This is a genomic window from Acinetobacter sp. (assembly GCF_041911495.1).
Lineage (GTDB): Bacteria > Pseudomonadota > Gammaproteobacteria > Pseudomonadales > Moraxellaceae > Acinetobacter.
In genome coordinates this window covers 1-14,945 of the sequence record NZ_JAYROT010000044.1, presented here as the reverse complement: position 1 = coordinate 14,945, position 14,945 = coordinate 1, and the positions used below count along the sequence as shown (strand labels likewise).

Below are 14,945 nucleotides of genomic sequence, written 5' to 3'. Positions count from 1 at the left end.
TTTTGTAGAAGCTATTCTATTTCGCATAAGAACAGGTTGTCCTTGGCGTGATTTACCTCAAGAATATGGTAATTCAAACTCAATATTTCAAAAATTTAATCGCTGGTCCATTAGCGATAAATTAATAAAAATATTTAAGCTATTTGCTAATTGTGCAGATGTTGAATGGGTATTTATCGATGGGAGTCATGTGAGAGCACATCAGCATTCATCGGGTAGAAAAGATCAAGATATTTCAAAAAATATTGGTGGAAATAGTTCAAAAATCCATTTGGCTGTTGATTCTAATGGCAATCCTATTGAGTTGATCATTTTTGATGGGACGACTCATGATTTGAAAATTGCTCCAACTTAAGTTCAGCAATCAGACCTGAATGAAACCGAAACGTTGAGCGCTGATAGATGATATGACTCTGAGAGTTTGAGAGTACAGATCCAGGACACTGATACCAAAGCAAATATTCCGAGAAATTCCAATGCGCAATCGAACAATGATCGTATGGACTGGTATTTATATAAAATCTGACACTTAGTAGAGAATACGTTTTGTCGATTAGTATATTTTAGAGGAATTGCTACACGATTTGATAAGCTAAATCGCAATTTTAAAAGTGCTGTAGCTTGGCTTGTATCTAATTGGTTGCCTTTATGAAATGTCAAAAGACTCTAATGTACCAACAATCATGGTTTAATAAGAGTAAATACGATGAAAAATTATCGGATCGTAAAAATTTATTAAAAATAATTCTGGGATCAATTAACCAACCCAAACTCCCCAATAATTGCCTGAGCAGGATCTTGGATCGAATCGTCTGACGTCAGTAAACGATGCAACGCCAACAACTCCTGTATCTGCTCATCGCCTTTGCCCGTCGTCAACAACTGCTGTAACTCCTGATAAATATTCTGCGCAGTCGCATCCGACTGAATCAACTCTTTCACCAAAGCCTTTTTGGCAATGATATTTGGCAGGGAATAGTGCGGAATCTTGACCATCATTGAAGCAATAAAATACGTCAGCCAGTGCAACTTATACACCACCACCATCGGCTTATGTAGCAGTAACGCCTCTAAAGTCGCCGTTCCCGAAGCCAGCACGATCGCATCACTTGCCGACATTACCAACCGACCAATATTGGACTCGCTACCTTGATTATCAATTACCGTGATACGGTCTTGAATGGATTTTTCTTGAGTAGCCAAAAGTTCATGAATCTGTTTGGCACGATTGGCATTGATCGCAGGGATTAAATAATGAAAGTCTGTGGTTGAGTTTGCAGTGTTATCATTTTTCTGTTGCATCAACGCCACGCTATCAAGCATCACAGGCAGTAAGCGTTCAATTTCCCCTGAGCGACTTCCTGGCAAGAGTGCAATGTATCGCTGCTCAGGATCGAGGTTGAGCTGTTGTTTTGCGGCTATAGTGTCGGTTTCAAGCGGTAAAGACTTTGCCAATGGATGCCCGACAAATACCGCAGGCACGTCATACTTCTGATAAAAGTCCACTTCGAATGGAAACAAACACAGCACCAAATCACAAGCATATTTAATATTAAAAACACGTTTCTGACGCCATGCCCACACCGACGGACTGACATAATGCACGGTTTTGGTGGGCAGTTTTAAATCTTTGATGGATTTGGCAACACGCAGATTAAAATCAGGTGCATCAATACCAATAAATAAATCAATTGGTTGCGATTGCCAATGTGCAAGTAAACCATCACGCACCGCAAACAGTTCTTTCAGGTGTTTTAACACTTCGACCAAGCCCATCACCGACAAGGTTTCCATCGGATAGAGGCTATTGAAGCCTTCGGCGATCATTTGCGGTCCGCCAATCCCTTCAAACTCAGCATTGATGCCTTGCGCTTTAAAACTACGGATTAAGGATGCGCCCAGCGTATCTCCAGACACTTCACCGACGACGATACCGATTCTGAGTGGTTTCGATGGTTTGGAATCTGACACGCTGATCTCGCTAGGTTAAATAATTGAATTTAAGCATCTTAGCATTTTGAGTCTGAGAATAATATTGCAAATCAAGATTGGATAATTCGCTATCGAATGCATGGCTTTATCATAAATTTTCATAAGCTATGCACTTTTGATTACAACGTCTTAGCACAAAAAGTTATAAGATGCGCACAGTTTTGAATATTTTGGAAAATACATGCTTGATGTCATTCATTTTATCTTGGCAGGTGTGGTTGTTGGCTTCTGTGTCGGCGTGACAGGTGTGGGCGGTGGTTCATTGATGACACCTATTCTGATTGGTTTGTTTAAAATCGAGCCACATATCGCCATTGGTACAGATTTATTGTATGCCTCAATTTCCAAATTTTGTGGTTCTTTAGTGCATGCGAAAAAGCTCAATATCATTTGGCCATTAGTGATTTTTCTTTCACTGGGTAGTATTCCTGCATCTTTTGCAACGACTTGGGTGCTTGAGCATTATTTGAGTCAATCGACGCATTATAAAATGGTCTTGACCATGTTCTTGGGTTTTATGCTGACCATTACGGGTATTTCGATTATTTTCCGTCCGCAGATTGAGCGATTTTTTAGCAAATATCGCAATCCCAATCCAAGTGAAACGCTGATTGATCCGAATGCGATTACTAAGAATAAGCATGTTTATATCATCATCATGGGTATGATTTTAGGTATCTTTGTGACCTTATCATCTGTAGGCGCAGGTGCGTTTGGTATCATGGCGTTGATTATCATGTTTCCGAATATGCCGATGATTCGCATTATTGGTTCTGATGTGGTGCATGCGGTACTACTGACTTTAGTGGCAGGACTTGGACATATGAATTCGGGTAATGTCGATTTTCACCTATTGATGTGGTTATTGGTCGGTTCGATTCCTGCAATCGTGGTGGGTACATTACTCAGCTCAAAAATGCCTGAGCGTCTGATCCGTCGAATTTTGGGGATTACATTGTTTGCATTAGGTGTGAACTTCATGGTCAATCCAATCAAAGCAAAACCAGTCAAAGCCGAAACAGCGCAAGTGGTGATCTTGCAAGCGCAATATCAAAAGATCGTTTAAAGTGAAATATTTAGCGTTGCTTATCACATGAAAATTGAATGATTGGAAAAACAGTTGAATTTGATTGAAAAAAAGCACATGAAAATTAAGTTTTTCATGTGCTTTTGTAATGATCAAGCTATGGAAACATGCTATATTCGAGCCAAGTTGTTATATTGAAAAAAGTTTGGAAGACTAATGAGTGATTTAACCGCCCAAGAAGTGGCGAATACTGTTGTTAACGATTTGAACATCGCCAGCGTACAAGCATTGATTACGCCAGCTCAATTAAAAAAAGATTTACCGCTGTCAGATCAAGCCCGCAATAGCGTGGTCAATGGTCGTCAAACTGTACGTGATATTTTAGATGGCAAAGACAAACGCTTATTTGTGGTGATTGGTCCTTGCTCAATCCACGATCCAAAAGCTGCACATGAATATGCAGATCGCTTACTTGCATTACGTGAAAAAATCCAAGATACGCTATATATCATCATGCGTGTTTATTTTGAAAAGCCACGTACTACAGTGGGTTGGAAAGGCTTAATCAACGATCCTGATATGAATGACTCTTTTGATATTGAAAAGGGCTTACATATTGGTCGCCAGCTTTTGCTTGAACTCAATGAAAAAGGTCTGCCATGTGCAACAGAAGCACTTGATCCAAACTCACCACAGTATCTACAAGATTTGATCGCATGGTCTGCGATTGGCGCTCGCACAACTGAGAGCCAAACGCATCGTGAAATGTCATCAGGCTTATCATCACCAGTTGGCTTTAAAAATGGTACAGACGGTGGCTTAACTGTTGCGACCAATGCCATGCAAGCTGTTCAGTCAGGGCATAGTTTCCTCGGCTTAAACAATGATGGTCAAGTGGCGATTATCCGAACCAGTGGCAACCCATATGCGCACGTTGTATTACGTGGTGGTAATGGCAAACCAAACTATGACGCAAGCTCGGTTGCACAAGCGGAAGGCGTGTTGAATAAAGCCAAAGTCAGCAACAAGATCATGATCGACGCAAGTCATGCCAACTCTAACAAAGATCCATATTTACAGCCTTTGGTATTGCAAAACTTGACCAACCAAATCGTAGATGGCAATAAAACCATCGTCGGTGTGATGGTTGAAAGCCATCTCAAAGGCGGTCGTCAGGATATTCCAAAAGATTTAAATGACCTCGTTTATGGACAGTCTGTCACAGATGGTTGTATCGACTGGGAAACCACCGAAAAAGTCTTGTTAGAAATGCACGAAGCATTGAAAGACGTACTACCGAATCGCTGATAGAGAAGACGCCATCACTTGATGGCGTTTTTTATATCGACTTTTTATGTAGAATCAAAATTAAAGCTGATCATTTTAAAGACTGTGAACTTTATGAATATTGATGATGAAATGACTGACATTGAAAGCCAGCCTGATCTATCCAGTAAACTACAAGAGATTGAACAGTTTGAATGGATTCATGCGCATTTGGCAACTTCAGGGCAACCTACGATTGAGCAGTTAGCTGAGATCAAAGCACAAGGTTACACGACGATCATCAATCTTGCTTTGACGGATGCTTCAAATCATCTGCCGAATGAAGATCGTATCTGTCTTGAGCTTGGATTGGACTATATTCAAGTGCCTTTACTATGGGAATGTCCAAGTAGTAGCGGGGCATTGTTTGTGATCGACTTGATCGACCATCTCGTACAAGAACAAAAAGTATGGGTGCATTGTGCCAAGAATATGCGGGCGAGTAGTTTGATTTTTCTGTATCGACAGTTTTATATGGGAATGGATTTGGCGGAAGCCGATGCGTTGTTAGAAAAAGTTTGGCAACCCAATGAAACTTGGACAGGGCTGATTCATGCAGTGCGTTTGCAATTACAAGCAAGACAGTCTACCAAAGAGTTGGCGGAGCTGAGCTAAGTTATTTCAATTCTATCTTTTTAGTCTTATATGTTTAGTCTTAAATAGTTTAAAGCTTTATTTTTGATTAAATAAATCACACGGATCAATAAAAAAACAGCCATATCCGTGGCTGTTTTTTTATTTCGAATTCAATTTTTACAGATTAATCTTCATCTTCATTGTCATAGTCATCATTGCTAAGATTTTCAGATGAATTTTCGATGGCTTTTAAAGAGGCATCATAGATCAAGATCGCTTTACCTTCGGTTTCGATCATGCCTTGCTCTTCAAGCGTTTTGAGTACACGACCAACCATCTCACGTGAACAGCCGACTAGACGGCCAATCTCTTGACGAGTAATACGAATCTGACGACCATTCGGCAACATCATCGCCTCAGGTTGATTCGCCAAATCAATCAAACAACGTGCAATACGACCAGACACGTCAATGAATGCAAGATCAGTGACTTTACGTGTGGTATTTTTCAAACGGCGTGCAAGCTGTGCAAAGAGTGCATAGCTTAAATCAGGATATTGATGACACAACTCATGGAATGTGTCGTAATCAATTTCAGCGATTTCACAGACATCACGAGTACGAACTTCTGCGGTACGATGCGACTGGGTTTCAAATAAGCCCATTTCACCGAAGAAATCACCTGCATTCAAATATGCCACGATGATTTCACGTTGATCATCTTCTTCGATAATGATCGACACAGAACCTTTTAGGATTAGATAGAGTGAGTGCGATTCGGCACCTGCCTGTACAATTGTTGTCTTTTTAGGAAAACGATTGATTTTTGCTCGTTTAAGTAAGGCTTTGACAGACTCTGGCAGTTGACCAGGTGACAAGGCATCTGTACTTAATCTAGAAAAATCAGAAGTGAGCATGATTTACCCCAAGCTTTAAAAGAAGTGCGAATCGAATACCAAATGCAAATGACCAAATTGTAGCGATTGACACAATTATATACAGTTGTGTAATTATATACAGCTGTATTTTAAAAGTGAAATGGCGCATAGATTCGATTACGAATGGTATATCGATATGCTATTATAATGAACCCGATAAATGTATAGTTTTTTAAACGGAGATGCAATGCACGCACAAGTTCAATGGTTAGAGAATGTGTCATTTAAAGCCACTTCTGCAAGTGGTCACGATGTCATCATGGATGGTTCTGCCGAATATGGCGGAGAAAACCGTGGCGCTCGACCAATGGAATTGATTTTAATGGGCTTGGGTGGCTGTGCTTCGTTTGATATTGTGACCATTTTGAAAAAAGCACGTCAAGACATTACAGATGTAAAGTGTGAGCTTCAGGCAGAACGAGCCGATACCATTCCTGCTGTATTTACCAAGATTCATTTGCATTTCATCGTGACTGGCAAAGCCGTTAAAGAAAAACAAGTCGCAAAAGCTGTTGAGCTTTCTGCGGAGAAGTATTGCTCTGCAAGTAAAATGTTAATGGATGGCGGTGTCATCATTACCCATGATTTTGAAATATTAGAAGCTGAAGCCTAAAGCTCATTCAGCGCTAAGCATCAAAACACACCACTCAGTGAATCTGAACGGTTTGCTGTTGTAAAACTTTAAAGATCAGTCGCTATGCTGATCTTTTATTGTTTAGTAGATACAAAACTTAATTTACAATTTTTTAGTTTAACTGTGTGATTAATGACACAAAATTGACAATCAAGGCTTTACCCATAAGGCTTTTTTTAGGACAATATCGCACAGCTTACAAGCATACTGTTTTGATGGTTTTTGCTTCAGTCTGTTTGCTTTTTTTGGATGAATCACTTTTTGGAATCTGATCTATGACAACCCCACTTAATGAACGTCGTGTTGCCAACGCTATTCGTGTTTTGGCGATGGACGCAGTACAGCAGGCGAATTCAGGTCATCCCGGTGCGCCGATGGGCATGGCGGATATTGCAGATGTGGTTTGGCGTGAGTTTTTATCTCACAATCCAAGCAACCCACAGTGGGCGAATCGTGATCGCTTTGTATTGTCGAATGGTCATGGTTCAATGTTGCAGTATGCGTTATTGCATTTGACAGGTTATGACTTGTCGATCGAAGACATCAAACAGTTCCGTCAGCTTCATTCAAGAACACCAGGTCATCCAGAGTATGGCTATGCGCCAGGTATTGAAACGACCACTGGACCACTTGGTCAGGGGATTGCCAATGCTGTTGGTTTTGCACTTGCGGAAAAGACTTTAGCAGCACAGTTCAATAAAGAAGATATCCAAGTCGTTGATCATTTTACTTATTGCTTCCTAGGCGATGGATGCTTAATGGAAGGTATTTCGCATGAAGTATGTTCTTTGGCAGGGACACTTCAACTGGGTAAATTGATTGCTTATTATGATGATAACGGCATCTCAATTGACGGTGAGGTTGAAGGTTGGTTCAGCGATGATACCGAGCAACGCTTCAAGGCTTATGGTTGGCAAGTGCTTCGTGTCGATGGTCATGATGCAGATGCAATCCGTCAAGCTACGGTTGAAGCAAAATCAGAAACTGCTAAACCGACATTAATTATCTGTAAAACCGTGATTGGACTTGGATCACCAAACAAACAAGGTAAAGAAGATTGTCACGGTGCGCCGCTAGGCAATGATGAAATTGCATTAACACGTGAAGCATTGGGCTGGGCTGAAGAAGCATTTGTCATTCCTGAAGATGTTTATGGCGCATGGGATGCCAAAGCGAAAGGTGGCGAAGCTGAATCTGCTTGGAATGATGTCTTTGCACAGTATCAAGCGAAATATCCAACTGAAGCGAAAGAGTTATTACGTCGCATCTCAGGTGAGTTGCCTGCGGACTTCGCTGAAAAAGCAGCGCAGTTTATTGCTGATACCAACGCCAAAGCTGAAACCATTGCAACTCGCAAGGCGAGTCAAAATACTTTACAAGCATTTGGTCCATTATTGTCAGAATTACTTGGAGGTTCTGCGGATTTGGCAGGTTCAAATCTGACGCTTTGGAAAGGTGCAGAAGGCGTTCAAGATAATCCTGCTGGTAACTATGTACACTATGGTGTGCGTGAGTTTGGGATGACTGCGATTGCCAACGGTGTAGCGTTACATGGTGGATTTATCCCTTACGTGGCGACATTCTTGATGTTTATGGAATATGCACGTAATGCGGTACGTATGTCTGCATTGATGAAGCAACGTGTGATTCATGTCTATACACATGACTCAATCGGTCTAGGTGAAGATGGTCCAACACATCAGCCGATTGAACAAATTGCATCACTACGTGGTACACCAAATCTACACACGTGGCGCCCTGCGGATACGGTGGAAACTGCTGTGGCGTGGTTATCTGCGCTGCAATACAAAGATGGACCAACTGCGTTGATTTTGTCACGTCAAAACTTGCCATTCCAAACGCGTGATCAAGAACAGATTGATGATATTACCAAAGGCGGTTATGTCCTTGCGAAAGAGAAAGGTGAGCTGAAAGCCATCATCATTGCAACAGGTTCAGAAATTGATTTGGCAATGCAAGCATATGCAGAGCTCGATGGCGTACGTGTGGTGTCTATGCCATGTGCAGAGCTATTCATGAAACAAGATGCAGCATATCGTGAAGCTGTACTTCCATCAAATATTCGTGCACGTGTTGCGGTAGAAGCTGCGCATGTGGATTATTGGTGGAAATTTGTTGGCTTAGACGGCAAAGTCATTGGTATGACAACTTATGGTGAATCTGCACCTGCCAAAGACTTGTTTAATCACTTTGGTATTACTAAGCAAGCTGTTGTTGATGCGGTAAATCGCTTGGGCTAAATTCGCATAAAAATTTAATAATGATCCGAAAAGCGTCCGTAAGGGGCGCTTTTCTTATATTTTATTTGAAAAACTTCGTTGCAAAATTAGCACAGAGTGTTGTGTCGATCGCTCTATAAATACGGTATTGTTTATCTATAATTAACTCGTTCAACCGACATTAATCTGACATTAAGAAGAGAGCAACAATGAAAACTTTAAACGTATTGGCAGTCGCAACGGCTTTAACTTTCACCTCAGCAGTGAGCTTTGCAAAAACTGTCGATTATAAAATTGACCCAACACATACGGCGACCGTATTTACTTGGGATCATTTTGGATTCTCTACACCAAGTGGCAACTTTACAGATATTCAAGGTGTCATCAAAGTTGATGAGAAAAATCCTGAAAAATCATCCGTCAATGTGACCATTCCTTTAGAAAGTGTTAATTCAAACGTGAAAATCCTTGATGAGCACTTACTTGGAACAGAATGGTTTGATGCGAAGAAATATCCTACGATTACATTCAAAAGTACCAAAGTTGAAACGACTGATAGTAAGAACTTCAAAATCACTGGTGATTTAACAGTGAAGGGCGTAACGAAGCCTGTGGTACTAGATGCGGTACTGAATAAGAAAGCACCTCATCCAATGACGAAACTAGATACAGTTGGCTTTAATGCAACCACGAGCTTTGATCGTTCTGCGTTTGGTATTGCTGCTTATGTGCCAAATGTTGGTGATAAAATCAGCGTGAATATTACCACTGAAGCGTCTGTTGTTAAGAAATAAGTCAAATCATCGCTTCTACTGATTAGAAATAGGCTTTTACAATTAACACAAGTATTGTGCGCAATGCTTGTGTTTTTTTATGCCCAAAGTTTGTTAAGTTAAGAATTCAAATAAAGTGCGGAACAACAAGATTTGTCCAATAGTAATTTAATAAAAATCGTAAGGGAGAAGGTGATGCAAGGTCAATGTTTGTGTGGTGAAGTGAAGTTTGAGATCGAAGAAACAAGCGCAGTCGCAGTCTGTCATTGTGGCATGTGTCGAAAATGGAGCGGTGGTCCGCATATGTCACTTGAGTCGAAAAGTGTTCAAATTACTGGAGAACATCATATTCAACGCTATGCCTCATCAGAGTGGGGATCACGTAGTTTTTGCAAGCAATGTGGAACGAATTTATTTTATCAACTCAATGCTGATCCACAGACATTCTATTTAAATTCACAGCTTTTTGATTTCCCTACGCAAGCTCAAATCGTTTCTGAGATATATGTAGATCATAAACCGACGTTTTATCCATTCTTATCTGAAACAGCCGAAAAGCTCACGCAAGCCGATATTGAAAAAATGTTTAGTGGGTCATTTTAATTCTATGTAATTTTGTTCAGTTCTCAAATGCTAATCTAAGATGATAAAAAGCCAAATCAAATTGATTTGGCTTTTTTAATATTCATCTTGAATGTCGAAAATTAGGCTTCAACAGCAAAGACTTCAATTTTCTTTTCAGGTGCAACTTTACGACGTACCGCAGGAACAGGCTCGCCATAGTATTGACGATCGGCAAAGTAGCTAGAGCGTACCATAGGCGCAGACCAAATATTACGGAATCCAAGTTTACGACCATGCTCAGCATAGCGTTCAAACTCTTCAGGAGTCACAAAGCGATCAATTGGCGCATGTTGTTTTGAAGGTTGTAGATATTGACCAATCGTCACATAGTCCACATCATGCGCACGTAGATCATCAAGCAGTGCAATGACTTCTTCTTCTGTTTCACCAATACCCACCATTAGACCACATTTGGTTGGGACGTCAGGGCAGTATTCTTTAAACATTTTTAATAAGGTCAAAGAGTGCTGATAGTCAGAGCCTGGACGCATCGCTTTGTAGAGGCGTGGCACGGTTTCGATATTGTGGTTAAACACATCAGGCGGACACTCGGTCATGATCCGAAGTGCGATGTCCATACGACCACGGAAGTCAGGCACAAGTATTTCGAGTAATGTTTTTGGGCTAAGTTTGCGTGCTTCGATAATGCAATCAACAAAGTGCTGTGCGCCACCATCTATTAAATCATCACGATCTACAGAAGTGATCACTGCATATTTTAATCCGAGATTTGAAATCGTTTCTGCCATATTTCGTGGTTCGTCTGCATCCAGTGCATTCGGACGACCATGTGCAACATCACAGAAAGGGCAACGGCGTGTACAGATATCCCCCATGATCATGAATGTCGCCGTACCACCGCCAAAACATTCAGGAAGATTTGGACAGGCTGCTTCTTCACAGACGGTATGTAGCTTTTGCGCTCTTAAGGTGGTTTTGATGCGTTGCACTTCTTCAGGTGCAGTCATCTTGACTCTGATCCAGTCTGGCTTGCGAGGGACTTCAACCGTAGGCACAACTTTTACAGGGATTCTAGCGACTTTTTCAGCACCACGAAGTTTGACACCCTGTTCAGGTTTACGGTTTGCAGACATAATGATCTTTATTCCTCAAGGATTGCAGACAGAGCGATATTATAGCGAAATTTACAATCGAAATTGCGTGCTTTGCCATTCAAATACGAAATGACGCTATAACTGAAAGTATAAGTGTTTGATGTACATTTTTAACATATATTGGGCATACTATATATTCAACTTTATGATTAATCAGTAGGGTCTGTTAGCATTTCACAGATGCTTGCGACTAAGTATGTTTTTTAGGTGATACAAGGCAGTAATGAGGAAGTTTAGTGATTCTAAATGACTCATTGCTAACGACGTATGAGACGCACTGCGTCGCAAGGAAAACATCCTAGTCCCGAAGGGTTATCGCTAAAACTGCCATAAACTTCGTTATGAAACTTGGTAAGGGAGTGACCATTCCCTGCGTTTCATGCCTCGTTTCTGTAGTTTTAGCTGATAACGCAATGCATGGATGTAATGCCAACAGACCCTAATGTTTTTCTTCATGATTTGATTCTAAGGGTTTAAAATTAGAGTTTAAGAAAGTTAGTTTCTATCATTAGCCACTATATTTCATAACGACGATCACTGCTAAAAGGAGCATCGAATGCCAGCACGCAAAAAAGAACTGTCCAGTACCAATTACACCAAATACGATGCGGTCGTACTTGGTTCAGGTCCAGCAGGTGAAGGTGCTGCGATGAAGCTCGCAAAATCAGGCAAGCGGGTAGCGATTGTCGATATGCGTGAACAATTGGGTGGTAACTGTGCGCATGTCGGTACGATTCCGAGTAAGGCACTTCGTCAAACCGTATCTAGCATCATTCGTTATCAACGTGATTCGTTGTTTCAAAAAGCAGGTGAGTGGAAGCAATTCACCATGAAACAGATTTTGCGTAATGCGCATAAAGTGATTCAGCAACAAGTAGAAACGCACACACGATTTTATGATCGAAATCAAATCGCAATTTATCATGGTCGTGCCTATGTTCAAGACAAAAATACCGTTTTGGTATTTAGCAATGAAGGCATCAAAGAAACCTTGATCTGTAAGCAAATCGTGATCGCTACAGGTAGTCGTCCATATCAACCTGCGGAATTGGACTTTAATCATCCACGTGTATTTGATTCAGATAAAATTCTTGATTTGGACTTTCATATTCAAAAAATCATTATCTATGGTGCAGGGGTGATCGGCTGTGAATATGCCTCGATATTTGTTGGACTTGAAAACAAAGTTGATCTGATCAACACCCAAGAAAAACTACTCAGCTATTTGGATGATGAGATCTCTGATGCTTTGTCATATTACCTGCGTGAACTTGGTGTATTGATTCGCCATAATGAACAAATTGATAAGCTCGAAACTTATGACGACCACGTGGTTTTACATTTGATGAGTGGAAAGAAGATCAAAGCTGATGCGATCCTTTGGTGTAACGGTCGATCTGGTAACACCGATGGCTTAGGGCTTGAAAATGTAGGTTTACAACCAAATAGCCGTGGTCAATTGACGGTGAATGAGCAGTATCAGACTGAAGTGGAAAATATCTATGCGGCGGGTGATGTGATTGGTTGGCCGTCACTTGCCTCAGCTGCCTATGACCAAGGGCGCTGTGCGGGGGCGAATATGGTCGGTGAGAAGCATGTTAAACCTGTTACAGATATTCCAACAGGGATTTATACCATTCCTGAGATTTCCTCGATTGGTAAAAATGAACAACAACTCACAGAAGAAAAAATTCCCTATGAAGTTGGACAATCTTTCTTCCGTCAACTTGCTCGAGCGCAGATCACTGGCGATACGGTCGGTATGCTAAAAATCCTATTCCACCGTGATACTTTGGAGATTTTGGGTATTCACTGCTTTGGTAATAATGCGTCAGAGATTGTGCACATTGGACAGGCTGTCATGCAAAGCCCAGATAATTCTCTCAAATATTTTGCTGAAACGACCTTTAACTATCCAACGATGGCTGAGGCTTATCGTGTTGCAGCATTAAATGGTATGAATCGACTATTTTGATTCTATCTGATGTTGACCAAAGTGGTGTTTAATGCACCACTTTTTTAGATTTATGCATTGCCGTTGAGATCTTTTCCTAAGCCATCTAGATGATGAATGTCGAGATGACATCCGTTTTCTTGCACACAATCCGCAACAGCGTTGCTCTTTCGTGCTCACAAGCCATCTATGTGATGGTTAACTGTTTTAGGTATTTCGCATATCTCTGACATTATTTCTAAGCCATCTATGCGATGGGACACAAATAGCCAATAGCACAAGGCTACCTACTGTATTTCTAAGCCATCTATGCGATGGGACACAGCGTACTCACTGGATTAGATGTCGGCAAAATTTTCTAAGCCATCTATGCGATGGGACACGTGCCCTGCTTTGATTTCGGCAGGGGTGGTATTTTCTAAGCCATCTATGCGATGGGACACTGTCCAGTTACCACCATTGATTGCAATAATACTTTCTAAGCCATCTATGCGATGGGACACTAAGCACGGTTTGCCAAGCGACCACGTGGATTTTTCTAAGCCATCTATGCGATGGGACACGTCATCTTTGCGTGGTTGCAGGCGCACCAGTTTTTCTAAGCCATCTATGCGATGGGACACTCTCGTATCGATTATCATCTTCCCCAAATCTTTTTCTAAGCCATCTATGCGATGGGACACTTTGGTTGCGCTACGGCGAAAATATGGCGAATTTTCTAAGCCATCTATGCGATGGGACACACATGCGGTTTGTTGTGCGGTGTTTTTGATGTTTTCTAAGCCATCTATGCGATGGGACACAGGGGTGTTTTTAGGCGGCATTGCTGATGAGTTTTCTAAGCCATCTATGCGATGGGACACTTTACTGATTGTTGTTGTGGCTGTTGCAGTATTTTCTAAGCCATCTATGCGATGGGACACTCTAGCTAATGCACTCAAGGTAGACCCTAACTTTTCTAAGCCATCTATGCGATGGGACACTGGTAAGCAACCTGATGTGAACCCTACGGAGTTTTCTAAGCCATCTATGCGATGGGACACTTGCACCTTTGCCGAGGTGGGCGTGGCTATACTTTCTAAGCCATCTATGCGATGGGACACAGACCCTGAAACACATCCGATCGAGGTGTTTTTTTCTAAGCCATCTATGCGATGGGACACTATTTTGGCAGTAGTTAAATTCGCTTGGGCTTTTTCTAAGCCATCTATGCGATGGGACACGTAGGGCACATTGAATCCCCTGATGCTGTAGTTTTCTAAGCCATCTATGCGATGGGACACGATTGATGTTTGAGAGAACCAAAGCAAAAGTATTTCTAAGCCATCTATGCGATGGGACACGAAGAGTGCTACTTTCATCGTCAAGAGGTATTTTTCTAAGCCATCTATGCGATGGGACACGTGCAGTCATGAAGCTTAAAGAATTTATTTTTTTTCTAAGCCATCTATGCGATGGGACACTTTCAAACTTTGCTAAAGCGGTGCGTCGTTCTTTTCTAAGCCATCTATGCGATGGGACACTATCCTTCCAAGACTTCTTTGGTTGTGCATAATTTCTAAGCCATCTATGCGATGGGACACATCCTGATTTTCAGGTAATTGACCTAAAGACTTTTCTAAGCCATCTATGCGATGGGACACATTTAGCATTATTCAATACCGCTGCATTATATTTTCTAAGCCATCTATGCGATGGGACACGAAGTCTATGTGCTAAACCGCCACACGATTGATTTCTAAGCCAT

11 protein-coding genes, 1 pseudogene and 1 CRISPR repeat array are annotated in these 14,945 nt (G+C 41.4%); of the genes and pseudogenes, 9 read left to right on the top strand and 3 right to left on the bottom strand.

Features of this window, described 5'->3' with window-relative positions:
• Window positions 1-652: pseudogene (locus ACE3PQ_RS06005) on the top strand (IS5 family transposase); the annotation flags it as partial.
• 101 nt (window positions 653-753) lie between these two features.
• Here the strand turns inward: ACE3PQ_RS06005 and lpxB are convergent.
• Window positions 754-1,971, bottom strand: a complete 1,218-nt coding sequence (lpxB, locus tag ACE3PQ_RS06000) for a lipid-A-disaccharide synthase (RefSeq protein WP_374296114.1) — start codon at window positions 1,969-1,971, stop codon at window positions 754-756.
• Window positions 1,972-2,173: 202 nt separating this feature from the next.
• On the opposite strand from lpxB, the gene ACE3PQ_RS05995 reads away from it, so the two are divergent.
• The 3 genes from ACE3PQ_RS05995 (at window position 2,174) to ACE3PQ_RS05985 (ending at window position 4,960) form a co-directional block, all read left to right on the top strand.
• Window positions 2,174-3,058 (top strand): sulfite exporter TauE/SafE family protein, encoded by an 885-nt coding sequence (locus ACE3PQ_RS05995; protein WP_374296112.1) that lies wholly within the window; start codon window positions 2,174-2,176, stop codon window positions 3,056-3,058.
• Window positions 3,059-3,235: 177 nt separating this feature from the next.
• Complete coding sequence (locus ACE3PQ_RS05990; RefSeq protein WP_374296110.1) at window positions 3,236-4,327, top strand: 3-deoxy-7-phosphoheptulonate synthase; 1,092 nt, start codon at window positions 3,236-3,238, stop codon at window positions 4,325-4,327.
• Window positions 4,328-4,420: 93 nt separating this feature from the next.
• Window positions 4,421-4,960, top strand: coding sequence for a protein tyrosine phosphatase family protein (locus ACE3PQ_RS05985; protein WP_374296108.1), 540 nt, complete (start codon window positions 4,421-4,423; stop codon window positions 4,958-4,960).
• Between the two features lie 145 nt (window positions 4,961-5,105).
• Here the strand turns inward: ACE3PQ_RS05985 and crp are convergent, their stop codons facing one another.
• The gene (crp, locus tag ACE3PQ_RS05980) at window positions 5,106-5,837 is read right to left on the bottom strand and encodes a cAMP-activated global transcriptional regulator CRP (protein WP_374296106.1); all 732 of its coding nucleotides are present in this window, start codon (window positions 5,835-5,837) and stop codon (window positions 5,106-5,108) included.
• Window positions 5,838-6,045: 208 nt separating this feature from the next.
• Here crp and ACE3PQ_RS05975 point away from each other — a divergent pair, with 208 nt between their 5' ends.
• From ACE3PQ_RS05975 to ACE3PQ_RS05960, 4 genes are all read left to right on the top strand, one after another.
• Entirely contained in the window at window positions 6,046-6,471 is a 426-nt protein-coding gene (locus ACE3PQ_RS05975) for an OsmC family protein (protein ID WP_374296104.1), read from the top strand.
• 296 nt (window positions 6,472-6,767) lie between these two features.
• On the top strand, window positions 6,768-8,753 hold the full coding sequence (gene tkt / locus ACE3PQ_RS05970; RefSeq protein ID WP_374296102.1) for a transketolase: 1,986 nt from the start codon (window positions 6,768-6,770) through the stop codon (window positions 8,751-8,753).
• Between the two features lie 188 nt (window positions 8,754-8,941).
• On the top strand, window positions 8,942-9,526 hold the full coding sequence (locus ACE3PQ_RS05965) for a YceI family protein (RefSeq protein ID WP_374296100.1): 585 nt from the start codon (window positions 8,942-8,944) through the stop codon (window positions 9,524-9,526).
• A gap of 174 nt (window positions 9,527-9,700) precedes the next feature.
• Entirely contained in the window at window positions 9,701-10,108 is a 408-nt protein-coding gene (locus ACE3PQ_RS05960; protein ID WP_374296098.1) for a GFA family protein, read from the top strand.
• A 101-nt stretch (window positions 10,109-10,209) separates the two neighbouring features.
• On the opposite strand, the gene lipA is transcribed toward ACE3PQ_RS05960, so the two are convergent.
• Entirely contained in the window at window positions 10,210-11,223 is a 1,014-nt protein-coding gene (gene lipA / locus ACE3PQ_RS05955) for a lipoyl synthase (RefSeq protein WP_374296096.1), read from the bottom strand.
• Window positions 11,224-11,800: 577 nt separating this feature from the next.
• Between lipA and sthA the strand changes: the two genes are divergently transcribed.
• Window positions 11,801-13,219, top strand: coding sequence for a Si-specific NAD(P)(+) transhydrogenase (gene sthA / locus ACE3PQ_RS05950; RefSeq protein ID WP_298891496.1), 1,419 nt, complete (start codon window positions 11,801-11,803; stop codon window positions 13,217-13,219).
• A gap of 213 nt (window positions 13,220-13,432) precedes the next feature.
• A CRISPR array of direct repeats spans window positions 13,433-14,901; the repeat unit is 28 nt; unit sequence TTTCTAAGCCATCTATGCGATGGGACAC.
• Window positions 14,902-14,945 lie beyond the last annotated feature (44 nt).